Annotated in this window: 35 protein-coding genes; 5 read left to right on the top strand and 30 right to left on the bottom strand. The window is 50.9% G+C overall.

Features of this window, described 5'->3' with window-relative positions:
* The first annotated feature begins 373 nt into the window (after positions 1 to 373).
* The 4 genes from ACZND6_RS06590 to hemB all read left to right on the top strand — a co-directional run bounded on the left by ACZND6_RS06590 (position 374) and on the right by hemB (position 4,476).
* Positions 374 to 1,414 (top strand): GMP reductase, encoded by a 1,041-nt coding sequence (locus tag ACZND6_RS06590; RefSeq protein WP_279125641.1) that lies wholly within the window; start codon positions 374 to 376, stop codon positions 1,412 to 1,414.
* 129 nt (positions 1,415 to 1,543) lie between these two features.
* Entirely contained in the window at positions 1,544 to 2,671 is a 1,128-nt protein-coding gene (gene ppk2 / locus ACZND6_RS06585) for a polyphosphate kinase 2 (protein WP_008810450.1), read from the top strand.
* A gap of 72 nt (positions 2,672 to 2,743) precedes the next feature.
* Positions 2,744 to 3,385 (top strand): ribosome biogenesis GTP-binding protein YihA/YsxC, encoded by a 642-nt coding sequence (gene yihA, locus ACZND6_RS06580; protein WP_039895758.1) that lies wholly within the window; start codon positions 2,744 to 2,746, stop codon positions 3,383 to 3,385.
* A gap of 77 nt (positions 3,386 to 3,462) precedes the next feature.
* Complete coding sequence (gene hemB, locus ACZND6_RS06575; protein WP_008810448.1) at positions 3,463 to 4,476, top strand: porphobilinogen synthase; 1,014 nt, start codon at positions 3,463 to 3,465, stop codon at positions 4,474 to 4,476.
* Positions 4,477 to 4,612: 136 nt separating this feature from the next.
* Here hemB and ACZND6_RS06570 read toward each other — a convergent pair whose 3' ends face one another.
* From ACZND6_RS06570 to rplC, 28 genes are all read right to left on the bottom strand, one after another.
* On the bottom strand, positions 4,613 to 5,047 hold the full coding sequence (locus ACZND6_RS06570; RefSeq protein ID WP_008810447.1) for an RNA-binding S4 domain-containing protein: 435 nt from the start codon (positions 5,045 to 5,047) through the stop codon (positions 4,613 to 4,615).
* 73 nt (positions 5,048 to 5,120) lie between these two features.
* Entirely contained in the window at positions 5,121 to 5,522 is a 402-nt protein-coding gene (gene rplQ / locus ACZND6_RS06565; protein ID WP_008810446.1) for a 50S ribosomal protein L17, read from the bottom strand.
* Positions 5,523 to 5,682: 160 nt separating this feature from the next.
* Positions 5,683 to 6,723, bottom strand: a complete 1,041-nt coding sequence (locus ACZND6_RS06560) for a DNA-directed RNA polymerase subunit alpha (RefSeq protein ID WP_008864587.1) — start codon at positions 6,721 to 6,723, stop codon at positions 5,683 to 5,685.
* Between the two features lie 153 nt (positions 6,724 to 6,876).
* A complete protein-coding gene (rpsD, locus tag ACZND6_RS06555; protein ID WP_008810444.1) occupies positions 6,877 to 7,500 on the bottom strand; it encodes a 30S ribosomal protein S4 in 624 nt (207 codons plus the stop codon).
* Positions 7,501 to 7,567: 67 nt separating this feature from the next.
* Positions 7,568 to 7,981 carry a 30S ribosomal protein S11 gene (rpsK, locus tag ACZND6_RS06550; RefSeq protein ID WP_008810443.1) on the bottom strand — a complete coding sequence of 138 codons (414 nt, stop codon included), beginning with the start codon at positions 7,979 to 7,981 and terminating at the stop codon, positions 7,568 to 7,570.
* Positions 7,982 to 7,995: 14 nt separating this feature from the next.
* Positions 7,996 to 8,361 (bottom strand): 30S ribosomal protein S13, encoded by a 366-nt coding sequence (gene rpsM, locus ACZND6_RS06545; protein ID WP_008810442.1) that lies wholly within the window; start codon positions 8,359 to 8,361, stop codon positions 7,996 to 7,998.
* 13 nt (positions 8,362 to 8,374) lie between these two features.
* Entirely contained in the window at positions 8,375 to 8,488 is a 114-nt protein-coding gene (gene rpmJ, locus ACZND6_RS06540) for a 50S ribosomal protein L36 (protein ID WP_008810441.1), read from the bottom strand.
* A gap of 152 nt (positions 8,489 to 8,640) precedes the next feature.
* The gene (secY, locus tag ACZND6_RS06535; protein WP_008810440.1) at positions 8,641 to 9,969 is read right to left on the bottom strand and encodes a preprotein translocase subunit SecY; all 1,329 of its coding nucleotides are present in this window, start codon (positions 9,967 to 9,969) and stop codon (positions 8,641 to 8,643) included.
* A gap of 20 nt (positions 9,970 to 9,989) precedes the next feature.
* Positions 9,990 to 10,436, bottom strand: coding sequence for a 50S ribosomal protein L15 (gene rplO / locus ACZND6_RS06530; protein WP_008810439.1), 447 nt, complete (start codon positions 10,434 to 10,436; stop codon positions 9,990 to 9,992).
* 14 nt (positions 10,437 to 10,450) lie between these two features.
* Positions 10,451 to 10,630 (bottom strand): 50S ribosomal protein L30, encoded by a 180-nt coding sequence (gene rpmD, locus ACZND6_RS06525; RefSeq protein ID WP_008810438.1) that lies wholly within the window; start codon positions 10,628 to 10,630, stop codon positions 10,451 to 10,453.
* A gap of 17 nt (positions 10,631 to 10,647) precedes the next feature.
* On the bottom strand, positions 10,648 to 11,166 hold the full coding sequence (gene rpsE / locus ACZND6_RS06520; protein WP_008810437.1) for a 30S ribosomal protein S5: 519 nt from the start codon (positions 11,164 to 11,166) through the stop codon (positions 10,648 to 10,650).
* A gap of 11 nt (positions 11,167 to 11,177) precedes the next feature.
* Complete coding sequence (gene rplR, locus ACZND6_RS06515) at positions 11,178 to 11,543, bottom strand: 50S ribosomal protein L18 (protein ID WP_039895993.1); 366 nt, start codon at positions 11,541 to 11,543, stop codon at positions 11,178 to 11,180.
* A 20-nt stretch (positions 11,544 to 11,563) separates the two neighbouring features.
* A complete protein-coding gene (rplF, locus tag ACZND6_RS06510; RefSeq protein ID WP_008810435.1) occupies positions 11,564 to 12,097 on the bottom strand; it encodes a 50S ribosomal protein L6 in 534 nt (177 codons plus the stop codon).
* Positions 12,098 to 12,113: 16 nt separating this feature from the next.
* Positions 12,114 to 12,509: a 30S ribosomal protein S8 gene (gene rpsH, locus ACZND6_RS06505; protein ID WP_008810434.1), complete on the bottom strand. Its 396-nt coding sequence runs from the start codon at positions 12,507 to 12,509 to the stop codon at positions 12,114 to 12,116.
* Positions 12,510 to 12,525: 16 nt separating this feature from the next.
* Positions 12,526 to 12,831, bottom strand: a complete 306-nt coding sequence (gene rpsN, locus ACZND6_RS06500) for a 30S ribosomal protein S14 (RefSeq protein ID WP_008810433.1) — start codon at positions 12,829 to 12,831, stop codon at positions 12,526 to 12,528.
* Between the two features lie 14 nt (positions 12,832 to 12,845).
* Positions 12,846 to 13,385 (bottom strand): 50S ribosomal protein L5, encoded by a 540-nt coding sequence (gene rplE / locus ACZND6_RS06495; protein ID WP_008810432.1) that lies wholly within the window; start codon positions 13,383 to 13,385, stop codon positions 12,846 to 12,848.
* 14 nt (positions 13,386 to 13,399) lie between these two features.
* On the bottom strand, positions 13,400 to 13,720 hold the full coding sequence (gene rplX, locus ACZND6_RS06490; protein WP_008810431.1) for a 50S ribosomal protein L24: 321 nt from the start codon (positions 13,718 to 13,720) through the stop codon (positions 13,400 to 13,402).
* Between the two features lie 13 nt (positions 13,721 to 13,733).
* Positions 13,734 to 14,102, bottom strand: a complete 369-nt coding sequence (gene rplN / locus ACZND6_RS06485) for a 50S ribosomal protein L14 (protein WP_008810430.1) — start codon at positions 14,100 to 14,102, stop codon at positions 13,734 to 13,736.
* A gap of 273 nt (positions 14,103 to 14,375) precedes the next feature.
* Positions 14,376 to 14,633: a 30S ribosomal protein S17 gene (rpsQ, locus tag ACZND6_RS06480; RefSeq protein WP_008810429.1), complete on the bottom strand. Its 258-nt coding sequence runs from the start codon at positions 14,631 to 14,633 to the stop codon at positions 14,376 to 14,378.
* A complete protein-coding gene (rpmC, locus tag ACZND6_RS06475; RefSeq protein ID WP_008810428.1) occupies positions 14,630 to 14,824 on the bottom strand; it encodes a 50S ribosomal protein L29 in 195 nt (64 codons plus the stop codon). The genes rpsQ and rpmC overlap by 4 nt, the downstream gene beginning before the upstream one ends.
* A gap of 12 nt (positions 14,825 to 14,836) precedes the next feature.
* Complete coding sequence (gene rplP, locus ACZND6_RS06470) at positions 14,837 to 15,253, bottom strand: 50S ribosomal protein L16 (RefSeq protein WP_008810427.1); 417 nt, start codon at positions 15,251 to 15,253, stop codon at positions 14,837 to 14,839.
* 2 nt (positions 15,254 to 15,255) lie between these two features.
* Positions 15,256 to 16,050: a 30S ribosomal protein S3 gene (gene rpsC / locus ACZND6_RS06465; RefSeq protein WP_008810426.1), complete on the bottom strand. Its 795-nt coding sequence runs from the start codon at positions 16,048 to 16,050 to the stop codon at positions 15,256 to 15,258.
* Positions 16,051 to 16,060: 10 nt separating this feature from the next.
* Entirely contained in the window at positions 16,061 to 16,405 is a 345-nt protein-coding gene (rplV, locus tag ACZND6_RS06460; RefSeq protein WP_008810425.1) for a 50S ribosomal protein L22, read from the bottom strand.
* A gap of 5 nt (positions 16,406 to 16,410) precedes the next feature.
* Positions 16,411 to 16,695, bottom strand: a complete 285-nt coding sequence (rpsS, locus tag ACZND6_RS06455; RefSeq protein WP_008810424.1) for a 30S ribosomal protein S19 — start codon at positions 16,693 to 16,695, stop codon at positions 16,411 to 16,413.
* A 10-nt stretch (positions 16,696 to 16,705) separates the two neighbouring features.
* Positions 16,706 to 17,533, bottom strand: coding sequence for a 50S ribosomal protein L2 (gene rplB, locus ACZND6_RS06450; protein ID WP_008810423.1), 828 nt, complete (start codon positions 17,531 to 17,533; stop codon positions 16,706 to 16,708).
* On the bottom strand, positions 17,533 to 17,829 hold the full coding sequence (rplW, locus tag ACZND6_RS06445) for a 50S ribosomal protein L23 (protein ID WP_008864581.1): 297 nt from the start codon (positions 17,827 to 17,829) through the stop codon (positions 17,533 to 17,535). The genes rplB and rplW overlap by 1 nt, the downstream gene beginning before the upstream one ends.
* On the bottom strand, positions 17,826 to 18,446 hold the full coding sequence (rplD, locus tag ACZND6_RS06440) for a 50S ribosomal protein L4 (protein WP_155167964.1): 621 nt from the start codon (positions 18,444 to 18,446) through the stop codon (positions 17,826 to 17,828). The genes rplW and rplD overlap by 4 nt, the downstream gene beginning before the upstream one ends.
* Positions 18,447 to 18,456: 10 nt before the next feature.
* Positions 18,457 to 19,107, bottom strand: a complete 651-nt coding sequence (rplC, locus tag ACZND6_RS06435; protein WP_008810420.1) for a 50S ribosomal protein L3 — start codon at positions 19,105 to 19,107, stop codon at positions 18,457 to 18,459.
* 495 nt (positions 19,108 to 19,602) lie between these two features.
* On the opposite strand from rplC, the gene ACZND6_RS06430 reads away from it, so the two are divergent.
* Positions 19,603 to 20,682 (top strand): FAD:protein FMN transferase, encoded by a 1,080-nt coding sequence (locus ACZND6_RS06430; protein ID WP_008864579.1) that lies wholly within the window; start codon positions 19,603 to 19,605, stop codon positions 20,680 to 20,682.
* Between the two features lie 118 nt (positions 20,683 to 20,800).
* Here the strand turns inward: ACZND6_RS06430 and rpsJ are convergent, their stop codons facing one another.
* Both rpsJ and tuf read right to left on the bottom strand, forming a co-directional pair.
* On the bottom strand, positions 20,801 to 21,112 hold the full coding sequence (rpsJ, locus tag ACZND6_RS06425; protein WP_008810418.1) for a 30S ribosomal protein S10: 312 nt from the start codon (positions 21,110 to 21,112) through the stop codon (positions 20,801 to 20,803).
* Positions 21,113 to 21,175: 63 nt separating this feature from the next.
* On the bottom strand, positions 21,176 to 22,366 hold the full coding sequence (gene tuf, locus ACZND6_RS06420; RefSeq protein WP_008864676.1) for an elongation factor Tu: 1,191 nt from the start codon (positions 22,364 to 22,366) through the stop codon (positions 21,176 to 21,178).
* Positions 22,367 to 22,393: the final 27 nt, after the last annotated feature.

Raw genomic sequence — 22,393 nt, 5'->3', positions numbered from 1 at the left:
GCCGATGGTACAAAAGCTCACACGGACTTGAGGACCAACCCAGCTCATGACGTCCGAAAATACAACGCACGACTACAGTATGATAGGTTTGAAGTACAGCTTCTAACACTAGAGCTTACTTTCTCAACATTAACTAAGTGAGGCGAAGACTCTTCCTTTCTCCGTCAACTGTTCTACGAGGCGCCCCCGAGGGATCCTTCTGAGGACAGTTGACGAAAAGAGTAAGTCTTGTGCAGAGGCTTCTTGCCTGCAGATCTCACAACTTGATAAATACGCTTGCTTTTCTTTACCTATTTAAGTTAGTCCTTCGCCTTTATTCTTGCTTTCCGTGGGAGAATGTGTCGTTAAAAACTGCCTGACTGAGACTTTTCCGATGCATATTGAAAACGAAGTTAAACTTGACTTTAAAGACGTTCTCATTCGTCCGAAACGTTCAACGCTTTCGAGCCGCTCCAATGTCGATTTAATCCGACCTTTTACACTGCGCAACAGCAGAGTTGAATACTCCGGCGTCCCTATCATTGCTGCCAACATGGACACCACCGGAACCTTTGAAATGGCTGAGGCCCTGGGAAAATACGATCTTTCCGTGGCGCTCCACAAACATTACTCTGAGGACGAGTATGTCGCCTATTTCAATGGTCTCAAACGCAAGTCCACTGCCTTCTATTCCATGGGCATCACGGACAACGATTTGAAGAAATTCAAAGCAGTCATGGAACGTGCGCCAGGGGCTATCGAGTACCTCTGTATCGACGTCGCCAACGGCTACACGGAGATTTTCGTCGATTTCGTCTCCAAAATCAGAGAAGAATTCCCGCACCTTGCCATCATGGCCGGCAACGTCGTCACCGGCGACATGACGGAAGAATTGATCCTGGCGGGCGCTGATATCGTTAAAGTCGGCATCGGCCCGGGTTCGGTTTGCACCACTCGCAAGATGACCGGCGTCGGTTATCCCCAGCTCTCCGCCATCATTGAATGCGCAGACGCAGCTCACGGTCTGGGAGGCCTCATCTGCTCCGACGGCGGCTGCACTCGTCCGGGAGATATCGCCAAAGCCTTCGGCGGCGGCGCAGACTTCGTGATGCTCGGCGGCATGCTCGCCGGCCACAATGAAAGCGGCGGTGAGGTCATCGAAAAAGACGGAAAGATCTACCGTTCTTTCTACGGAATGAGCAGCAAATCCGCTATGGACAAATATTCCGGCGGAGTTGCTAAATATCGTGCAGCAGAAGGAAAGACGGTCTACCTTGAAGACCGCGGTCCCGTTGCAGACACCGTTCAGGAAATCCTCGGCGGCGTCCGCTCGGCCTGCACATATGTCGGTGCCCGTCGACTGAAAGAACTCACGAAACGCACGACTTTCGTCCGTGTTACTCAGCAGTTAAACGAGGTCTTCGGTAAGTCGTAATCAATAGACTTTTCCTCACGGCCGCCCTTGTGGCGGCCTTTTTGTGCCTGAATTGACAACATTTTCTTCTATCTCCGTACAACTTACATAGAATGGTTTGATCAGTTTATTTTGGAGGGGGAGGAAACAATGAACCACTCTGTCACGCACAAAGACGCAGCTGAACCTCAAAAAATTGACGGTCAAAATGCCGTAATCGTTGAAAAAAAATCGGAAGAACTCGAAGATTCCAAGTTTGACCTTGGCGGTTACGAAAATCCGTATCAGTATCTAAAACAATTCCTCCGAACAACGGACGAGACAGCCGCCGATAAAGTCGCTGATGCCGTCATGAGAAATCTCACGGGGCAAGGCCAGGAGAAACTCCTGAAATCCCTCATTGAACATGCCTGCTGCAGTTTTGATAAAAAGATCTCTGCAACAGCTGACATGAACGCCCTAAGAAAGGATTTGAAGCCAGGCGAATATCCCTACGTCAACGGTTACAACCGAGATCTATACAACAAGCAGCTTCGCAGTCTGCAGATTGAACTTCTGAAACTGCAGTCATGGATTCAAAAGAAAGGCAAAAAACTTGTCATTATTTTTGAAGGACGTGATGCAGCCGGCAAAGGCGGAACCATCCAGCGCTTTACCGAGCATCTGAATCCAAGAGGCGCCAGAATCGCCGCGCTTCCAAAGCCCACGGCCACGGAAGAAAGGCAATGGTACTTCCAGCGCTACGTCGCTCACCTTCCCTCTGCCGGTGAAATGGTCTTCTTTGATCGTTCCTGGTACAACCGAGCAGTCGTCGAACCGGTCATGGGCTTCTGCACAAAGGAGCAGTATGAAACGTTCATGAAAGAAGTGCCTTCTTTTGAACGCAATCTGCTCTCAGAAGACATTATTCTCTTTAAGTTCTGGCTGAACGTGACTCGCGGAGAACAAAAACGCCGCTTCAGACAGCGCCGCAAAGATCCGCTGAAACAGTGGAAACTCTCTCCGGTCGATCTGGCTTCTCTGAATAAATGGGATGACTACACCAAGCACATCAACCAAATGTTCTTTGCTACCGATACCGTAGATGCGCCTTGGATCGTTGTGGAAAGCGACGATAAGATGAGAGCGCGTTTGAACGCTATTCGCTTTGTGCTCTCCAGCCTGCCTTACACAGACAAAAACGAAAAGAAGATCGGCGAAGTCGATCCTCGCATCGTTTTCCGTGCTGCGGCAGTAACCGGTACTCTCACTAAAAAAGATAAGGACGGTAAAAAATAATTGAAGAGGACCGCTTGGCCGACAAGCGGTCTTCTTTGCGTTAATCTACGCAGATTATTTATGAGGTCACTTATGAGCGCCCTTTTTGATTCAGCACGATTTGTTATGTCCGTCTCAGAGCTTATGGGGCTGCCTGAGACTGAACTCCCTGAAATTGCATTCGCCGGAAGGTCTAACGCCGGAAAGTCGACAACAATTAACGTTCTTTGCCGCCAGTCCCGCTTGGCGTTTTCTTCTAAGACACCCGGAAGAACGCAGCTTTTGAATTTTTTCGAACTCTCGCTTAAAGGAGAAATACCGAGACAAAGGATTCCCGAATGCTTCCTCGTCGACCTTCCGGGCTACGGCTATGCAAAAGCCGCTCCCGAAACGCGTAGGAACTGGGAGGGCCTCGTCGGCGGCTACGTCCAGCAAAGACCTCAGCTGATGGGTATGGTTTTGGTGATGGACGCCAGAAGACCCTTCATGCCTGCAGACGAATTCCTATTGGATTTCCTCTCCGTCAGACCCGATCTCAAGCTTCATCTCCTGCTGAATAAAGCCGACCAGCTCAAGACCATGGAAAAACGTCAGGTCTTAAACACCGTTAAAGATCGAGCTCTGGCGATGGGCAACCATGTAAGCGTCCAGCTTTTCTCAGGCCTTAAGAAAGAAGGCGTTGAGCAACTTCAGAACGTGCTTTGTACATGGCTGAACTTACCCTTAGGCAGCTAAAATTTAATTTTTGTTTCACGATTGAGCTCTATGATTATCCATAGAGCTTTTTCTTTACTTACAAACGTAGAATCGAAATGCAGACATTAGGCAAATTCCCTTCCGTTCGCATGCGCAGAATGCGTCATGATGATTTCTCCCGCCGTTTAATGCGCGAAAGCCGCGTTAGCGTCGACGATCTGATCTACCCTGTGTTCGTCATCGAAGGCAACAACAAACGCGTCCAGGTGCCTTCTATGCCCGGCGTAGAGCGTCTTTCTTTAGACCTCCTGCTCAAGCAGGCAGAAGAATGCGTCAAACTCGGCATTCCGGTCATGGCTCTCTTCCCGTCTATCGACGCTTCCTTAAAAACACCCGACGGCAGAGAAGCAGCCAATCCCGACGGTTTAATCCCTCGCGTGGTGCGTTCTTTGAAAGAACACTTCCCGGAACTCGGGGTGATGTGCGATGTCGCACTCGACCCCTACACAACACACGGTCAGGACGGCCTTATTGACGAAACCGGCTTCATCCTTAACGACGAAACCATCGAAATGCTTGTGAAGCAGATGCTTGCTCAGGCTCAGGCCGGCGCAGACATCGTTGCGCCTTCCGACATGATGGACGGTCGTATCGGCATCATCCGTGACGCTCTCGAAGCCCACGGTCTGATCTACACAAAGATCATGGCCTATTCCGCTAAATACGCCTCCTGCTACTACGGTCCTTTCAGAGATGCTGTCGGTTCTGCCTCGAACCTCGGAAAAAGCAACAAGGCCGTTTACCAGCAGGATCCGGGCAATACCAACGAAGCCCTGTGGGAAGTCGGTTTAGACCTGGCTGAAGGCGCCGATATGGTCATGGTCAAGCCCGGCATGCCGTACTTGGATGTCCTCTGGCGCGTTAAACAGGAATTCCAGGCCCCGACCTTCGCTTATCAGGTCAGCGGCGAATACTCCATGCTTATGGCCGCTTTCCAGAACGGCTGGCTCGACGAGAAAAAGACAATCATGGAAACCATGCTCTGCTTCAAGAGAGCCGGTGCAGACGGTGTCTTAACTTACTTCGCACCTCAGGTTGCCCGCTGGCTTAACGAAGAAGGCCGCAAATAATGCAGCCGCTGCGCTTTGAGAAAGAGCGCAGATAGTACAAAGCCTCTGATTCGATTGAGATTCAGAGGCTTGATTTTTATAACAGGAAAACGTTTTGAATAGTCTGCCGGCGAACGCGCAAAACTTCGCGATCCTGCTAAAAGTCTTTCGAAGGATCAAATTCCGCCATGAATTGGCGAATTTTGCGGCCGTCGCGCTTGGTAGGACGTCCGTGATAATCGCTTCCGGGCATCGGCATAAATCGGCTGTTTTCTTTGATACGAGTACGCGCCTCTAAGCTTTCAGGCGTTTCTTCATAGAGTGTTTGGGCCACGGTCGCACTTCCGCGTTTGGAGGAAAGAGCTTTGACAACAACGACGAAGCGCTCCTCGCCGCGAATGATTTCAAGTTGATCGCCGACCCTGATATCTTTGCTCGCTTTCAGCCTGACGCCGTTCATGCGAACACGGCCGAGCTCGATATTGTCCTGAGACAAAGTTCGCGTTTTAAAAAATCGCGCTGCCCAAAGCCACCTATCCAGCCGTACTGAAGTCGATTCCTCTGCCGCCGGTTTAATCTGCGTATTCTTCATTTTTGTTTCCTTATGCGCGGACACAACAAAGGCTCGCGATTGCGAGCCTTTGTCTTAAATCACTTCAGAGAAATTATTCAGCTTTCTGAGCTTCTTCTTTAGCAGGAGCAGCGTCAGTTGTCTTCTGAACAAGTTCAACATAAGCCAGGGGAGCGTTGTCGCCGACACGGTAGCCCATCTTCAGGATACGTGTGTAGCCGCCTTTACGGTCTTTGAACATCGGTCCGATTTCGTTGAACAGTTTGACAACGATTTCGCGATCGCGCAGACGGTTGAAGGCAAGACGCTTGTTCGCAACTGTCGGTTCTTTGGCCAGAGTGATCATCGGTTCGACGACGCGGCGAAGTTCTTTGGCTTTCGGCAGTGTGGTCTTGATGGCTTCATGACGAAGCAGAGAGTTCATCATGTTGCGGAGCATGGCCAGACGATGAGCCGATGTACGATTCAGTTTGCGAAGTCCGAGTTTATGACGCATTTTTTAAATTCCTTAAAAGTTTCTAGTTAGGGTGCCATTTAGGCATCTCCCGTCTCTTCTATCTCCTACCGGAGCGGGCGGGTAGGCTCGGCATTCTAACCGAGCCGGGTACTGCTGACAAATAATTCAAATAAAACAAGTACTACAAATTGTTCTGCAATTAGTGGTCAAGACCGACAGGAGGCCAGTTTTCCAGCTTCATGCCGAGTGTCAAGCCGTGAGCGGCAAGAACTTCCTTAATTTCGTTAAGGGACTTGCGGCCAAGGTTTGGAGTCTTGAGCAGTTCGTTTTCGGTTCTCTGGATCAAGTCGCCGATATAGTAAATATTTTCGGCCTTGAGGCAGTTGGCGGAACGAACGGTAAGTTCAAGGTCGTCGACCGGACGACGAAGGATCGGATCAACCGGAGGCTGAGGTTTGGCCATCGGAGCTTCGACAGGGGCCTGCGGCTGCATTGCGCCGAAAGCAGGCTGCGGAGCAACGGGTTCGAGACCGATGGTGGGCAGTCCGCCGAAGACGGAGAGCTGATCCTGAAGAATATGGGCGGCTTGACGAAGCGCTTCTTCCGGAAGGATGGCGCCGTTCGTCTCAATGTTCATAACAAGTTTGTCAAGGTCGGTGCGCTGTTCGACACGTGCGTTTTCGACACGGTAAGCAACACGCAGGATCGGGGAGAAGGAAGCATCCATAATGATGCGGCCGATCGTACCCTTGCTATAGTCGTCCTTAAGTGCTCTCATGTCACCGGGCTGGTAGCCGCGGCCTTTTTCAATCTTGAGCTGCATATCAAGCTTGCCGCCGGAAAGGTTGGCAATGACATGTTCCGGATTGAGAATCTGAACATCGTGCGGCAGATCGAAGTCCGCGGCAGTGACGACACCTTCGCCTTCTTTACGAAGTGTGATCGTAACTTCGTCACGGTTTTCGAGCTTAAAGATGATGCCTTTGACATTCAGAAGAATGTCGACCACGTCTTCCTTAACGCCGTCAATCTGGCTGTACTCATGAACAACGCCTGCAATCTGGGCTTCTGTCGGAGCAAAACCGACCATGGAGCTCAAAAGAACACGGCGAAGCGCATTACCAAGGGTGTGCGCATAACCGGTTTCAAACGGTTCCATCGTCACGGTGGCGGAATAAGGATTGCCTTCTGCAGTTTCAACTTCAATGCTGCGAGGCTTAAGGAGAGCATTTACAGACATTAATTTTCCTTTTAACAATACCCTCGGCTCGTTACACCGATAAGGCTGTAGGAATTATTGAGGCTCATAAATGACACGACGACCTCTGCCTCAAGGAAGAGATCGTGTGTAAAACTAAACCGGCAGCGCACTACACTGCCGGGGTACTGCAAATTAGCGAGAATACAATTCAACAATCAGAGATTCGTTCACGTCCGGACAAATTTCGTCACGGGCAGGAACATTCTTGAAAGTGCCTTCCAATTTCTTGGTGTCAACGGAAACCCAGTCGGGCAGACCGTTGGACTCGGCCAGTTTCAGGGATTCGGCGATGCGAACCTGATTCTTAGCCTTCTCACGGACGGCGATAACATCACCGGCCTTAACGGAGTAGGAAGGAATATTTACCTTGTTGCCGTTAACGCTGATAGCGCAGTGGGAAACGAGCTGACGTGCTTCAGCACGTGTGCAGCCGAAGCCCATACGATAGACAACGTTGTCTAAGCGGCTTTCAAGAAGGCTGAGGAGCTGTTCGCCGGTGTTGCCGCGTTTGCGGGCAGCTTTGGCAAAATACAGTCTGAACTGACGTTCGAGAACGCCATACATACGTTTAACTTTCTGCTTTTCACGAAGCTGAGCACCGTAGTCAGAAAGACGAGCACCGGAAGTGCGTCCATGCTGACCGGGGGCAGATTCGGATTTGCATTTTGAATCGAAGGAGCGAACAGCGCTCTTCAGATTCAAGTCGCAGCCTTCACGGCGTGCGAGCTTTTCTTTAGGTCCGGTATAACGAGCCATTTTTTCTCTTATCCTGTGTCTTCCACATTCAGTTCATCGATTTCACGACAAACGCGGGAATTAGTTATTAAACACGACGACGCTTCGAAGGACGAACACCGTTGTGAGGAACGGGAGTAACGTCTTGAATGGAAGTGACGCGAATACCAAGAGCGTTGAGAGCGCGAACACTCGACTCACGGCCGGGTCCGGGTCCGGTAATGCGGACTTCAACGTTCTTTAAGCCATATTCAAGGGCGTGACGGCCGGCCTGTTCGGCAGCAACCTGAGCTGCGAACGGAGTGGACTTACGAGAGCCTTTGAAACCCTGAGCGCCGGAGCTGGAAGCTGCAATAGCATTGCCCTGACGGTCAGTAATAGTGATGATTGTGTTGTTAAAGGAAGCGTGAACGTGAGCGATGCCTTCGGTCACAACTTTTTTAACTTTTCTACGAGCACGCTGAGCAGCGATCTGCTGAGCGTTAGGAATCTTTCCTGCCATAGTCGTCCTTTACCTTACTTTTTGAGAGCGACGCCAGCTTTCTTCGGACCCTTGCGAGTGCGTGCATTCGTACGAGTGCGCTGACCGCGAACGGGCAGACCGCGGCGATGACGCATGCCTCTGTAGGTGCCTAAGTCGATAAGGCGTTTAATTGACAATTGAATTTCACGACGAAGGTCGCCTTCAACAGTGAGCTTGCTGATCGCATCACGAATGCGTTCGAGTTCGGCGTCTGTTAAATCTTTAACCTTCTTAGTTTTTTCAACACCAACCGCTTCCAAAATTTCACGGGCACGGGGACGGCCGATGCCATAGATGGCAGTCAAGCCGATTTCAGCGTGCTGATTCGGCGGAATGTTAATACCGGCGATACGAGCCATTATTTACCTCTAATTAGCCTTGGCGCTGTTTATGACGGGGATCCGAGCAGATAACGCGGACCACGCCTTTGCGCTTGATGATCTTGCACTTACGGCACATTTTTTTGACCGAAGCGTTTACTTTCATAGTTATCTCCAAAAGTGTAAGAAGCCTCTCGCGAAGACTTCATACAGAACCGACTCCGCCAAATGTAGTGCAGATGACAGAGTAAAGCATAAGGAGCGGGATTATAAACTAATCCCGCCCTTTATAGCAATTTTTTTAATGGTTACAACCCGTTAGCGGGGAAGTGAACCGGGACCGAATCCGCGGAAGTTTGTTTTCTTCAGCAGAGATTCGTATTGATGACTCATGAGATAAGCCTGAACCTGACTCATGAAATCCATTGTCACGACCACAACGATCAGCAGCGATGTACCGCCGAAGTAGAACGGAACGTTGAATCGCAGGTTGAGGAACTCAGGAACCAAACAGACAAACACTAAATAGATCGAACCGGCAAGTGTTAAGCGAAGCAGGACCTTGTCAATATAACGAGAGGTCTGCTCGCCCGGACGAATACCGGGAACGAAAGCACCGCTCTTCTTGAGATTCTCTGCAGTTTCTTTCGGATTGAAAACCAATGCCGTGTAGAAGTATGCAAAGAAAACGATCAAGGCAGCGTAGAGCAATGTATAAAGCGGTTGACCCGGAGAAAGAGAAGCCGCTAAGTCACGAATCCAACGAGTGGAGTCGCCGCTGGTAAACCAACTGGCTAAAGTAGCCGGGAAGAGAATCAGCGAAGATGCAAAGATCGGCGGAATCACGTTGGCCATGTTTATCTTCAGAGGAAGATAAGAGCTCTGGCCGCCGTAAATGCGGTTTCCGACCTGACGTTTTGCATAGTTGACGGTAATACGGCGTTGTCCTCTTTCGATGAAGACAACAAAAGCCGTCACCAGCATCACGATCGCAATGATGAAAATCGCAGACAGAGGTCCGATCGCGCCGGTGGAAACCAACTGGAACAAACCGCTGACCGCAGCCGGAAGCCCGGCGACGATACCTGCGAAGATGATGATCGAAATGCCGTTGCCGATGCCGCGCTCTGTAATCTGCTCACCTAACCACATCAGGAACATAGTGCCGGTGACCAGAGAAATCACACAGACGCTGCGGAAGAAGAAGCCCGGATCAATGACCAGGCCCGGCTGTGTTTCCAGGGCCACGGCAATACCGAGAGCCTGAAACAAACCGAGAAGCAGTGTACCGTAACGGGTGTACTGCGTGATCTTTCTTCTGCCGGACTCGCCTTCCTTACGCAGAGATTCCAGAGAAGGAAGTACGTAAGAAAGCATCTGCATGATAATCGATGCCGAAATGTACGGCATGATACCAAGCGCGAAAACGGAGAAACGGGACAGGGCGCCGCCTGAGAACATGTTGAACAGCCCTAAGATGCCGCCCTGTTGCTGATTAAACAGCTCTTTTAAGGTATCTGGATCGATACCGGGAACCGGAATATGCGTGCCGATACGATAGACAACGAGAGCCAAAACAAGAAAAATCAGACGTCTGTATAAGTCGCCGTATTTACTGCCGGCTTTCGCTGGAATGTTCTTGGCCACGTTTAATTCCTTATCTCAAATTATTTGTCAGCGTCTACAACAACGGAACCGCCGGCTGCTTCAATAGCGGCCTTGGCACCTTTGGTGACAGACATACCGCGGACGGTAACTTTGCGAGTGATTTCTCCGGAGAGGATCACACGAGCGTCCTTCATGTTGGATTTGATCACGTTAGCGTTGATCAAATCTGCCAGGTTGACTTCGTCCAGACCCAGTTTTTCGAGATCGCTCAAGCGAACTTCAGCGACGAATTCATGTGTCCAGGATGTGAAGCCGCGCTTCGGCAGACGACGATGCAGAGGCATCTGGCCGCCTTCGAAACCGACTTTGTGGAAGCCGCCTGCACGGGACTTCTGACCTTTGTGGCCGCGGCCTGCAGTCTTGCCCCAGCCGCTGCCGACGCCGCGACCGACGCGGTGAGAAGCGCTCTTGGAACCAGCTGCCGGCTGAATAGTATTAAGTTTCATTGTCTAATCCTCAATTATTCAGCACGAACCAGGTAGGAGACCGTGTTGATCATGCCGCGGACGGCAGGTGTGTCTTCCAGCTCGCGTGTCTGACGAATTTTCTTGAGACCCAGACCGAGAACAGTCTGACGATGGGCTTTTTTGCAGCCGATCGGGCTCTTGACGAGGGTCACTTTAACGGTTTTCTTTTCCATTTCTAAACTCCAGATTCTTAACCGATGAGTTCTTCAACGGTCTTACCGCGCTTGGCAGCAATTTCGCTCGGAGAACGAAGCTTGCTCAGTGCATCAAGTGTGGCGCGAACCATGTTGTAAGGATTGGAAGAGCCATGGGACTTGGCAACGATGTTGCGGATGCCCATCACATCGAAAATGGCGCGCATCGGGCCGCCGGCGATAACGCCGGTACCTTCGGGGGCCGGATGGAGCATAACGCGGGAAGCACCGTGATGGCCTTCAACAGCGTGGAAAATGGTACCGTTGCGAAGAGGTACTTTTTCCATAGCGCGGCGAGCCTGATCCATTGCTTTCTGAACGGAAACCGGAACTTCACGGGACTTGCCTTTGCCCATGCCGATGCGTCCATCGCCGTCACCAACCACTGTCAAAGCAGCGAAACCGAGAATACGGCCGCCTTTAACAACCTTGGTAACACGATTGACCGCAATCATTTTTTCGCGAATGCCGTCGTCCTGTTCCTCGGCAACTGCGTTTTTGGGATTCTTTGCCATTTAGCTATTCCTTAGAACTTGAGACCGGCTTCGCGCGCTGCGTTGGCAAGCGCGGCAATACGGCCATGAAAACGATATCCGGCACGGTCGAATGCGCAAGACTCAATTCCGGCAGCTTTTGCTTTTTCAGCAATGCGTGTACCGATGAGTTTTGCAGCGTTGACGTTGCCGCCCTTTCCTGTCACACCGGCTAATTGTGCACGAACTTCGGGTTCGAGCGTAGAAGCAGCGCAGAGAACATTCTTACCGTCAGCAGAGATGATCTGTGCATAGATGTGCAGGTTTGTACGATGAACAGTCAGGCGATTAACCTTCATGTCCTTGATGCGGGCACGCGTGGCACGCGCACGACGCAGACGATTTTGTTTCTTGTCGATCACTTTAAGCCTCCGCCCGCTTATTTCTTCTTAGTTTCCTTGATGATCACAACTTCATCAGCATAGCGGACACCCTTGCCCTTATAGGGTTCAGGTTCGCGGTAGCTGCGAACTTCCGCAGCAACCTGTCCGACTTTCTGCTTGTCAGCGCCGTGAATCACAATTTCAGTCGGTGTCGGGGTCTTGACTTCGATTCCTTCAGGCATCTTGTATGCAACAGGATGAGAGAAACCGAGGGACAGATTCAGGACATTGCCCTGAGCCTGAGCCTTGTAACCCACGCCAACCAGATTTAGCTTTTTGGTGAAGCCTTCGGTCACGCCGATGTTCATGGAGTTAACCAGAGCGCGGAGCGTACCGCTCATGGCGTTGGAGAACTTTGTCGGCTCAATGGCCTTGAAATGAACTTCGCCGTTGTCGATAGTAACTTCGACAACCGGATTAAGCTTCTGAGAAAGAGTGCCTTTCGGACCTTTAACGGTAATGAAACCGTTTTCGATCTTGGCCTCTACACCTTTGCCCAGAACGACTGGGATCTTAGCAACTCGTGACATATTTCCTACCTCCGGCTTAGGCAACGACGCAAAGAACTTCGCCGCCAATACCTGCTGCACGAGCCTTACGATCAGTCATCACACCCTTCGGTGTGGAGATGATCGCAATTCCGAGGCCGTTCATGACCTGAGGAATTGTTTCGTGGTTCTTGTACACACGCAGTCCGGGACGAGAAACGCGTTCAATCATTTCAATCACGGGACGACCGGCATAGTATTTAAGACCAATACGAAGAACGGGCTTGCCGTCGTTGGCGTCAACGGTGTAACCGTCGATGTAGCCTTCGTCTTCGAGAACTTTTGCAATAGCTACCTTCAGTTTGGAAGAAGGCATAGTCACTTCCGTTTTGTCGACCATCTGACCGTTGCGAATACGGGTCAGCATGTCGGCGATCGGATCACTGATACTCATTTTGTAATCTCCTCGCTTACCAGCTGGCCTTTGTCAGGCCGGGAATGTCACCATGCATAGCCGCTTCGCGGATCTTGCCTCTTGCCAGACCGAATTTGCGGAATGTTCCGCGGGGACGACCGGTCAATTCACAGCGGTTACGCTGACGGCACGGACTTGCGTCACGGGGCAGAGACTGAAGTGCGTTGCGTGCTTCCATGCGCTCTTCCATCGAGCGGGTAGCATCGTTAATGACCGCTTTGAGAGCGGCGCGTTTAGCAGCAAACTTCTGAGCGCAGGCTTTGCGCTTGAGTTCACGATTGATTAATGCGAGCTTAGCCAATTAAATCACCTCGCTTAGTTACGGAACGGGAAGTGGAAGGCAGAAAGAAGTGCCTTAGCCTCTTCGTCCGTCTTAGCGGTTGTCGTAATGCTGATGTTCATACCACGGAGCTTGTCGATCTTGTCGTATTCAATTTCCGGGAAAATGATCTGTTCCTTCAGACCGATGTTGTAGTTGCCGCGGCCGTCGAAAGAGCGGGCACTGACACCACGGAAGTCACGAACACGCGGGAAAGCGATAGTGACTAAGCGGTCCAGGAATTCATACATACGCTCTCCGCGAAGCGTGACCATGCAGCCGATAGGCATGTTTTCACGGATCTTGAAGTTAGCGATGGCTTTACGAGTTTTGGTAACGATTGGCTTCTGACCGGAAATCTTGGTCAGATCTTCGACAGCGTGGTCAACAAGCTTCTTGTCGTTGACTGCATCGCCGACACCCATATTCAGAGTGATCTTGGTGATACGAGGAACCTGCATTTCGGTTTTGTAGCCGAACTGTTTTGTCAGGGCCGGAATCACTTCGTCACGGTACTTATTCAAAAAACGAGACATTTATCTGCGACCTCTTATGCCTTAGCGCCGACAACGGCACCGTCACTCTTGAAGACGCGAACTTTCTTGCCGTCAACAACTTTGTAGCCGACGCGGTCACCCTTGCCGGTTTTGGGGTTGACAAGCATGACGTTGGATCCTTCGATCGGAAGCGTCTTGTCCATAATGCCGCCGGCCTGGCCCAGCATGGGGTTCGGCTTGACGTGCTTCTTAACAATGTTGATACCTTCAACGACGACTTTTCCATCGTCATGAACAGCTGTAACAGTGCCTTTCTTGCCCTTGTCACGGCCGGTGATAACGATAACTTCGTCACCTTTACGGATACGTTGCATTTCCATCCTCTCCTTAGAGAACTTCAGGAGCGAGGGAAACAATCTTCATGAAGCGTTCGGTACGCAGTTCACGCGTAACCGGCCCGAAGATACGTGTTCCGATCGGTTCCAGTTTGTTGTTAAGCAAAACAGCAGCATTGCCGTCAAAGCAGATAGAAGAGCCGTCAGGACGACGAACGCCTTTAGCAGTTCTAACAACAACGGCAGAGTAGACTTCGCCTTTTTTGACGCGGCCGCGCGGAGCTGCATCTTTGACGGTCACTTTGATAATGTCGCCAATATTAGCGTAACGGCGTTTGGAGCCGCCCAACACTTTAATACATTGAACTGAACGTGCACCGGTGTTGTCGGCTACGTCCAGATTAGATTGCATCTGAATCATGGTTTTATATATTCCAACTTATTCCGAGTTCGACGCGATTCGCGGCGCTCGGCCAGTTTTGGTCCCGTCCGGGAGAAGAGTTTCCAATTCAATCTCACAGATACCCGCAAGCTTTGTGGGTTGTTCAAAAAAACCGGAACCCCAAGAACCTCTAACTACTTAATCCGAAAGAAATTCTTTCGCAAAAAGAATTAGAGAGCCGCAAGTATATCCGATATACGGATAACATTGCAAGCTCTCTAAAGTGCTTATTAAGATCTATTTACAAATCAATTAGATTTCAGCACGTTCGACGATCTTGGAAACTGTCCAGGATTTCGTACGGGAAATCGGACGTGTTTCGGAGATTTCGACGATATCGCCTTCTCTAACGTCATTGTTTTCGTCATGAACATGATACTTCTTGCTCTTGACGACGATCTTTCCGATCGGGTGTTTAACCTTACGTTCGACAAGAACCGTAACAGTCTTGTCCATCTTGGTGCTAATAGCTTTGCCGATCAGCGTGCGTGTCAGTTTGTTTTCGCTCATTTCGTCGCTGCCTTCTGAGCAAGAATCGTACGGACGCGGGCGATATCGCGGCGTGTCTGACGAATCAGGCTCGTGTTTTCAAGTTGCTGATGAGACTTCTGCATGCGCAGATTAAACTGGGCTTTCAGAAGATCCTGCAGTTCTTTGTTAAGCGCAGCTTCGTCCATAGCGCGTAAATCTTTGGCTTTCATTCTGCACTCCTATTACTGGCCGATTTGACGTGTAACGAACATGGACTTGAGCGGAAGCTTGGCCGCAGCAAGGCGGAAAGCTTCACGAGCAAGTGCTTCATCAACACCGTCAAGTTCATAAATGACGCGGCCCGGCTGAACCAGAGCAACCCAGAATTCGGGATTGCCTTTACCATTACCCATACGGACTTCAGCCGGTTTGGAGGAAATGGGTTTGTCCGGGAAGACGCGGATCCATACACGGCCGCCGCGCTTGATGTGACGAGTGATCGCACGACGGGCAGCTTCGATCTGACGAGCTGTCAGACGACCGCGTTCTGTAACTTTCAGACCGAACTGGCCGAAAGAAACCTTAGCACCTCTCTGGGCCAGACCGTAGTTACGGCCTTTCTGGTCCTTACGGTACTTAGTTCTGTTTGGTTGAAGCATGTTTATTCTCCTTCCTTAGCAGCGGCTGCGGGAGCGGGTTTGCGCGGAGCGCGAGCCTGCTTGCCTTCAGCGCCGTCGGCCTGCTTGCGAGGACGGCGGTTGGCCGGCTTGCCGGGACGACGGTTGCGGCGGTCTTCGCGTTCGGCCGGAGCTTCGGCAGCAACATCCTTACCGGTGTTGTCGCCTTTGTAAACCCAAACCTTAACGCCGATGATGCCGTAAGTTGTCTGAGCTTCAGAGAAGCCGTAGTCGATGTCGGCACGAAGAGTATGCAGAGGTACACGACCTTCACGATACCATTCGGTACGGGCGATTTCAGCACCGTTCAAACGGCCGGAGGACATGATCTTGATACCAAGAGCGCCCTGACGCATTGCGTTCTGCATGGCACGCTTCATAGCGCGACGGAACATAATACGTTTTTCGAGCTGCTGAGTGATGCTGTCGGCGATGAGCTGAGCATCGAGGTCAGGACGGCGGATCTCTTCGATATTGACATGGACGGGAACGCCCATCAATTTCTGGAGTTCGGCCTTCAGAACTTCAATGTCTTCACCTTTCTTACCGATCACAACGCCCGGACGAGCGGAGAAAATTGTGATGCGAGCGTTCTTAGCGGGACGCTCGATAAGAATACGACCTACAGAGGCGTTCTTGAGCTTTTTGCCCAGGTAATCGCGAACTTTGAGGTCTTCAGCCAATGTGCGGGCAAAATCGCGGCCAGTAGCATACCAACGGGAAGTCCAGTCGTGTGTTACGGGAAGGCGAAAGCCTGTCGGATTAATTTTCTGTCCCATGGGTCACCTATTATTTCTTCGCCGGGGTATCACCGACCGTCACGTAGATGTGGCAAGTCTGTTTACCGATACGGGCACCGCGGCCTTTTGCTCTTGCAGAGAAACGACGGAGAGTCGTGGCTTTCTCAACATAGATAGAAGTCACACGGAGTTCGTCAATGTCTGCACCGTTGTTGTGTTCGGCATTGGCAATAGCAGAATCGAGAGCTTTGCGGATGATGCCGGCAGCTTTCTTCTGCGTGAAAGAAAGAATGTTCAGGGCCTTGTCAACGGGCTTACCGCGGACAAGATCCGCAACCAAACGGCCTTTCTGAGCCGAGAGGCGAACTCCACGTACGATTGCTGTGGTTTCCATTGTTATTACCTCTTAGCTGGAGCAGCCTTCTTATCAGCTGCGTGGCCTTTGAAAGTACGGGTCAATGCAAATTCACCCAGCTTATGGCCAACCATGTTTTCATTGATAAAAACCGGCACATGCTGACGTCCGTTGTGGACGGCAATTGTTAAACCGATAAATTCAGGAAGAATTGTCGAGCGACGAGACCAGGTCTTGATAGGACGCTTGTCACGGCTAGCTTGAGCGGCTTCGACTTTCTTCAGTAAGGATCCGTCAACGAACGGTCCCTTCTTAAGCGAACGAGACATTCAGGCCCCCTTACTTGCGATAGCGACGCGACACGATCATGTTGTCGGTGCGCTTGTTGTTACGAGTACGATAACCCTTGGTGAGCTGGCCCCAAGGTGTGACAGGAGCGCGACCGGTACCGGTACGACCTTCACCACCACCGTGCGGATGGTCAACAGGGTTCATCACAACGCCGCGGACGGTCGGACGAATACCGCGCCAACGCTTGGCACCGGCTTTTCCGAGTTCACGCAGACTGTTTTCTTCATTACCGACGGTACCGATCGTTGCACGGCATTCGATTAGAATGCGGCGAACTTCACCGGAACGCAGACGGATCTGAGCGTAAGCACCTTCGCGAGCAAGCAGCTGAGCGAATGCACCGGCGGCACGAACCATCTGAGCACCTTTACCGGGCTTCATTTCGATGTTGTGAATCGTGGAGCCGACGGGAATGTTGCGCAGGGGAAGAGCATTACCGATTTTGATCGGAGCTTCCTGACCGCTCATGATTTCATCGCCGGCTTTCAGGCCCTTCGGAGCGATGATGTAGCGGCGTTCGCCGTCCTTATAGAGGACAAGAGCGATGTTGGCGGAGCGGTTCGGATCGTATTCGAGACGCTCAACAATAGCGGGAATACCGTCTTTATCGCGCTTGAAGTCGATGATACGGTAGGCCTTCTTGTGGCCGCCGCCTTGATGGCGAACAGTGATACGGCCGAAGTTGTTACGACCGGATCCGCGGTTCTTCTTTTCTACGAGGGCTGCAAAAGGTTTGCCTTTGTGCAGTTCCGGGTTCACAACCTTAACGGCGTGACGACGACCGGCAGATGTAGGTTTCAGTTTAATCAGAGCCATTACTTCACCTCTGCGAAGTTAATTTCCTGACCTTCTTCCAAGCAAACATAGGCCTTGCGAACGTCATTGCGTTTGCCGGGGAAACGACCGTTGCGTTTCTGTTTGCCCTTAAGGTTCAGCATTTGGACGCCTTTGACCTTCACTTTGAAAAGTAATTCAACGGCGGCTTTCACATCTTCTTTGGTAGCTTCGGGAACTACACGGAAGACGTACTGATTGTTCTTTTCACCGATTCTGGTGCTCTTTTCAGAGACGATAGAACCGAGGATTGCTTTGTAAAGGAAATCTTGGCTCATCCCCACATCTCCTCAAGTTTGCTGATTGCTGCTTTAGTAACAACAACGGAATCAAAGTGAACCAGGGAGACCGGATCAGCATAACGCGGCTCGACAACCCAAACGTTCTTCAGGTTGCGGCTGGCGAGATCCAGATTTTCGCTGATTTCGTCAGTGATGATAAGAGCGCTGTTCAGACCCATGGCTTTGAGCTTGTTAGCAAAGTTCTTAGTCTTGGGTGTGTCAACGTCAATGTTCTCCACAACGACGAGACGACCGTCGATAGCTAACTTGGAGAGAATGCAGGCCATAGCGCCGCGCATCATCTTCTTGTTAACTTTCTGTGTGAAGTTTTCATCGGGTGTGTTGGGGAAAGCTCTGCCGCCTCCGCGCCATACCGGAGAGGAAGACATACCGGCACGTGCACGGGCTGTGCCTTTCTGGCGCCAGGGTTTGCGTGTAGAGTGGTGAACAGCTTCACGAGTCAGCTGTGCACGGGTTCCGAGACGAGCGTTGGCTTGATAAGCAACAACGATCTGGTGAACCAGTGCTTCATTGTATTCACGACCGAAAACGGTGTCGGCAGCCGCAAGGGTTGCGGTCTGCTGGCCCTGATCGTTTACGACTTTCAGTTCCATAAATCGCTCCTTAGGCTTTGGCCTTAACAGCCGGACGGATGATTACTTCGCCGTTGGCGCAGCCGGGAACGGCTCCGCGGACCAGGATCAATTGACGATCGGCGTCCACACGGGCGATAACCAAGTTCTGAGTTGTGCGCTGGACATCACCGAGGTGACCGGCCATACGCTTGCCAGGGAAAACACGGCCCGGATCCTGACGGTTACCGATAGAACCGGGGGCGTTTGTAGACACGGAGTTACCGTGGCTGGCGCGGTTGGAAGAGAAGTGATGACGCTTGATTGCGCCGGCAAAACCCTTACCGATTGTTGTACCCGTAACGTCAACTTTCTGACCTTCGGAGAACATATCGATGGAAAGAGTCTGACCGACTTTCATTTCGCCGATCTTGTCTTCTTCAACATGGAATTCTTTGAGCATGGAGCCTGCTTCGACACCAGCTTTTTCAAACTGGCCTTTAAGAGGCTTGCTCACACGCGACGGCTTTTTGGAGCCGAAGGCGACTTGCACTGCATTGTAGCCGTCAGTCTCAACCGTTTTTACCTGTGTAATGCGGTTGTTCGACACTTCGAGCACGGTTACCGGAATGGAAACACCATCTTCGGTAAAGATGCGCGTCATGCCGATCTTGCGACCGACGAGGCCGAGCTTCTCACTCATTATTATCTCCACCCAGGCTGCGATTGGCCTGGACAAGTTAGAAAAAGTCACCGAAAAAGAATAGCGGTGACCACGAAAGGCACGCATTGTACATCGTGATGTTCAAAAAAGCAAATATTCTCCTTCAATTCATAGAGTTATCAATTGTAAGGTGACTAAATATTCTTCTAATTAGGTCCGTCTTGACCTTTTTTCCTCTCTTCGCCCGAATCCTCCGTAAAGGTTTGACAAGATCTTTAATACCCGAATCCTCCGTAAAGGTTTGACAAGATCTTTAATAATTTGATACCTTAATTTCCGCACCCCGTTCGCCGCCCTGCTGTTCTTGCGGCGAATCGGCGCGAAGCCCGTCTCTTCGGGCAATGCGCATCCTAATGATCCGGTTCATCTCCATTTCGCTTCTCTTCAGCTCCTCTTTGAGCCGAAGTTTTAAAGAGCCGGAAATATAATCTTTACAATTACTAACTTATTTATCCGTTTCATCTTTATAAGAAAATGCAATCTAAAAAGATCATTCTTTCTCTGATTGCCGCGCTCGCCTTTACAGCGGGTCCAGCAACAGCTTCCGACGTATACAGCGTGGATACGTTTGCGATCGGAACGTTAATTAACGGCCAATTTAAGGTCGACAGTAAAGAGAAAGCTGAAGCCTGCTACAAGATCCTGAATGATGAAACACGCCGCCTTGAATACATCCTCTCTGCCTACGATCCGGACAGCGATGTCACGCGATTGAATCAGCACCCCGGCGAATGGATTCAAATTGAACCGGAAACCTTTGAGGTGTTAAACGGTTCTAAAACGATCGCCGCACTCACACACGGAACTTTCGATCCGACGGTCGGCGCATTGGTAAAACTTTGGAGTGTGGATCAGCCCGAACACCGCGTCCCGAGTGAAGCTGAAATCAAAAGAGCTTTAATTAATGTCGACTACAACCTGATCGACGCTAAAAAGGAAAACGGCAGATATTTCGGCAAGATCGGTAAGAAGCAGTCCGTCGCTTTCGGCGCCATCGGCAAGGGCTATATCGCTGACAAGGTCATTAATAAACTCAAGCAAGGCGGATGCGGAGACTCTCTGGTGAGTCTCGGCGGCAATGTCATCGGTTCCGGAACCAACGGTTCGGACAAACCTTGGTCTATCGGTCTCCAAAGGCCCGATAAAGAAAGAGGCGAATATTTCGCGGTCGTCCCCTTAAAGGACACTTCAGTCGTCACCTCAGGCGACTATGAAAAGTTCTTCATTAAAGACGGCGTTAAATACCATCACATCCTGAATCCGAAAACCGGCAAACCCGTTCCCGCCACTTTATCTTCAGTGACGATCATTGATGACAATTCAGCTAAAGCTGACGCTTTGTGCACTGCCCTCTTCGTCATGGGCTGGTCCGGCGCAATTGAGTATCTTCAGAAGCATCCGGATCTGAAAGCCGTATTACTCTCCGAAGACCTCAAGCATGTCGCTATGACCAATTCGGCGTCCAAGATCGTCAATATCATCGACAAAGATATGACAGTCGACATCATTCCGCCGAAGGGCAAGATTGCCTTTGCCGATCTCAAACAAAAATAAAGACTTCAAATTGCAAAAAGCGCTCAGGGAACTTCAATTCCCGAGCGCTTTTCTCTTGGGTAAAAAACGGGCCCTTAGAACTTTCATTCAAAGGGCCTGTTTAATTTAGTCAACCTTATTACTGGACTTTGATTTCAACGTCCACGCCGGCAGGCAGGTCGAGCTTCATCAGAGCGTCAACAGTCTTGTCTGTCGGATCGATGATGTCCATCAATCTCTGATGAGTTCTGATTTCAAGCTGATCGCGGCTGGTCTTGTTGACGTGCGGGCTGCGAAGAATATCGAAGCGCTGGATGCGTGTGGGCAGAGGGATCGGACCTCTGACAACAGCACCGGTTCTCTTGCCGGTATCAACAATTTCAAGAGCAGACTGATCGATCAGTTTGTAATCAAATGCCTTGAGGCGAATACGAATACGTTGGCTTTGCATTATTTATCCTTTAAAGAACGAGGGGCCGAAGCCTTCTTCGGCCCGCGATTCGAAATGAGTTAATTAACCGACGATCTTAGAAACAACGCCGGCACCGACTGTGTGGCCGCCTTCACGAATAGCGAAGCGGAGGCCTTCTTCCATAGCAATCGGAGCAATCAGCTTAACGTCCATACGGATGTTGTCGCCAGGCATAACCATTTCAACGCCTTCCGGCAGTTCGATCGTTCCGGTAACGTCAGTTGTACGGAAGTAGAACTGAGGACGATAGCCTTTGAAGAACGGTGTGTGACGGCCGCCTTCTTCCTTAGTCAGAACGTAAACTTCTGCCTGGAATTCGGTGTGCGGAGTGATCGTGCCGGGTTTGGCAAGAACCTGACCGCGTTCGACGTCTTCACGCTTTGTACCGCGGAGCAGAACACCGATGTTGTCACCGGCCTGACCCTGATCAAGCAGCTTACGGAACATTTCGACGCCCGTGCAGGTTGTCTTCTGAGTCGGACGGATACCGACGATTTCGAGTTCGTCGCCGACTTTGACGATACCGCGTTCAACACGGCCGGTAACAACGGTACCGCGGCCGGAGATGGAGAACACGTCTTCAACCGGCATGAGGAACGGCTGGTCGATAGCACGTTCCGGAGTCGGGATGTAGCTGTCGAGTGTGTCGGCAAGCTTCAGGATGGATTCTTCACCCATCGGGCCTTTGTCGCCGTCGAGAGCCATACGAGCAGAACCCTTGATGATAGGAATATCGTCGCCGGGGAAGTCGTAGTTGCTCAGGAGTTCGCGAACTTCCATTTCAACCAGTTCAAGCAGTTCTTCGTCATTGACGAGGTCGCACTTGTTCAGGTAAACGATGATGTAGGGAACACCGACCTGACGGGCAAGAAGGATGTGCTCACGGGTCTGAGGCATAGGACCGTCGGAAGCGGCAACAACCAGAATAGCGCCGTCCATCTGAGCAGCACCGGTAATCATGTTCTTGACGTAGTCAGCATGGCCCGGGCAGTCAACGTGTGCGTAGTGACGGCTTTCGGTTTCGTATTCGACGTGAGCGGTGTTAATCGTAATACCGCGAGCTTTTTCTTCAGGAGCTGCGTCGATCTGGTCGTAGGCTTTGGCTTCACCGCCGAACTTCTTGGAAAGAACGGTTGTGATAGCGGCTGTAAGGGTTGTCTTACCATGGTCAACGTGACCGATTGTGCCAACGTTTACATGGGGCTTAGTACGTTCGTACTTTTCTTTTGCCATTTTTAATCCTTAAATATTAAATAAAAG

The organism is Parasutterella sp. (assembly GCF_057870745.1).
The sequence above is the reverse complement of the archived record's forward strand: the minus strand, read 5'-3'. Positions and strand labels throughout refer to the sequence as shown.

Bases quoted from the DNA above. Each gene is read 5' to 3' on its own strand.
- rpsE (WP_008810437.1), bottom strand. From the start codon at position 11,166: ATGGCAAAGAATCCCAAAAACGCAGTTGCCGAGGAACAGGACGACGGC.
- rplQ (WP_008810446.1), bottom strand. From the start codon at position 5,522: ATGCGTCATAAACTCGGACTTCGCAAACTGAATCGTACATCGGCTCAT.
- rpmJ (WP_008810441.1), bottom strand. From the start codon at position 8,488: ATGAAAGTAAACGCTTCGGTCAAAAAAATGTGCCGTAAGTGCAAGATC.
- rplB (WP_008810423.1), bottom strand. From the start codon at position 17,533: ATGGCTCTGATTAAACTGAAACCTACATCTGCCGGTCGTCGTCACGCC.
- rplV (WP_008810425.1), bottom strand. From the start codon at position 16,405: ATGGAAACCACAGCAATCGTACGTGGAGTTCGCCTCTCGGCTCAGAAA.
- tuf (WP_008864676.1), bottom strand. From the start codon at position 22,366: ATGGCAAAAGAAAAGTACGAACGTACTAAGCCCCATGTAAACGTTGGC.
- rplF (WP_008810435.1), bottom strand. From the start codon at position 12,097: ATGTCACGAGTTGCTAAGATCCCAGTCGTTCTGGGCAAAGGTGTAGAG.
- rpsS (WP_008810424.1), bottom strand. From the start codon at position 16,695: ATGTCTCGTTCGCTTAAGAAGGGACCGTTCGTTGACGGATCCTTACTG.
- ACZND6_RS06560 (WP_008864587.1), bottom strand. From the start codon at position 6,723: ATGTCTGTAAATGCTCTCCTTAAGCCTCGCAGCATTGAAGTTGAAACT.
- rpsK (WP_008810443.1), bottom strand. From the start codon at position 7,981: ATGGCAGGAAAGATTCCTAACGCTCAGCAGATCGCTGCTCAGCGTGCT.
- rpsJ (WP_008810418.1), bottom strand. From the start codon at position 21,112: ATGCAAAGCCAACGTATTCGTATTCGCCTCAAGGCATTTGATTACAAA.
- rplW (WP_008864581.1), bottom strand. From the start codon at position 17,829: ATGAGCCAAGATTTCCTTTACAAAGCAATCCTCGGTTCTATCGTCTCT.
- rpmC (WP_008810428.1), bottom strand. From the start codon at position 14,824: ATGAAAGCCAAAGATTTACGCGCTATGGACGAAGCTGCGCTTAACAAA.
- ppk2 (WP_008810450.1), top strand. From the start codon at position 1,544: ATGAACCACTCTGTCACGCACAAAGACGCAGCTGAACCTCAAAAAATT.
- ACZND6_RS06590 (WP_279125641.1), top strand. From the start codon at position 374: ATGCATATTGAAAACGAAGTTAAACTTGACTTTAAAGACGTTCTCATT.
- rplP (WP_008810427.1), bottom strand. From the start codon at position 15,253: ATGCTTCAACCAAACAGAACTAAGTACCGTAAGGACCAGAAAGGCCGT.
- rplO (WP_008810439.1), bottom strand. From the start codon at position 10,436: ATGAAACTTAATACTATTCAGCCGGCAGCTGGTTCCAAGAGCGCTTCT.
- hemB (WP_008810448.1), top strand. From the start codon at position 3,463: ATGCAGACATTAGGCAAATTCCCTTCCGTTCGCATGCGCAGAATGCGT.
- yihA (WP_039895758.1), top strand. From the start codon at position 2,744: ATGAGCGCCCTTTTTGATTCAGCACGATTTGTTATGTCCGTCTCAGAG.
- rpsC (WP_008810426.1), bottom strand. From the start codon at position 16,050: ATGGGACAGAAAATTAATCCGACAGGCTTTCGCCTTCCCGTAACACAC.
- rpsM (WP_008810442.1), bottom strand. From the start codon at position 8,361: ATGGCTCGTATCGCCGGTATTAACATTCCGCCGAATCAGCACGCTGAA.
- rpsQ (WP_008810429.1), bottom strand. From the start codon at position 14,633: ATGAGCGAAAACAAACTGACACGCACGCTGATCGGCAAAGCTATTAGC.
- rplN (WP_008810430.1), bottom strand. From the start codon at position 14,102: ATGATTCAGATGCAATCTAATCTGGACGTAGCCGACAACACCGGTGCA.
- rplE (WP_008810432.1), bottom strand. From the start codon at position 13,385: ATGTCTCGTTTTTTGAATAAGTACCGTGACGAAGTGATTCCGGCCCTG.
- rpmD (WP_008810438.1), bottom strand. From the start codon at position 10,630: ATGGAAAAGAAAACCGTTAAAGTGACCCTCGTCAAGAGCCCGATCGGC.
- rplX (WP_008810431.1), bottom strand. From the start codon at position 13,720: ATGCAACGTATCCGTAAAGGTGACGAAGTTATCGTTATCACCGGCCGT.
- rplC (WP_008810420.1), bottom strand. From the start codon at position 19,107: ATGAGTGAGAAGCTCGGCCTCGTCGGTCGCAAGATCGGCATGACGCGC.
- ACZND6_RS06570 (WP_008810447.1), bottom strand. From the start codon at position 5,047: ATGAAGAATACGCAGATTAAACCGGCGGCAGAGGAATCGACTTCAGTA.
- rpsD (WP_008810444.1), bottom strand. From the start codon at position 7,500: ATGGCTCGTTATACCGGACCTAAAGAAAAGCTCGCACGCCGTGAAGGC.
- ACZND6_RS06430 (WP_008864579.1), top strand. From the start codon at position 19,603: ATGCAATCTAAAAAGATCATTCTTTCTCTGATTGCCGCGCTCGCCTTT.
- rpsH (WP_008810434.1), bottom strand. From the start codon at position 12,509: ATGAGTATCAGTGATCCGATCGCCGACATGCTGACCCGTATTCGCAAC.
- rplD (WP_155167964.1), bottom strand. From the start codon at position 18,446: ATGGAACTGAAAGTCGTAAACGATCAGGGCCAGCAGACCGCAACCCTT.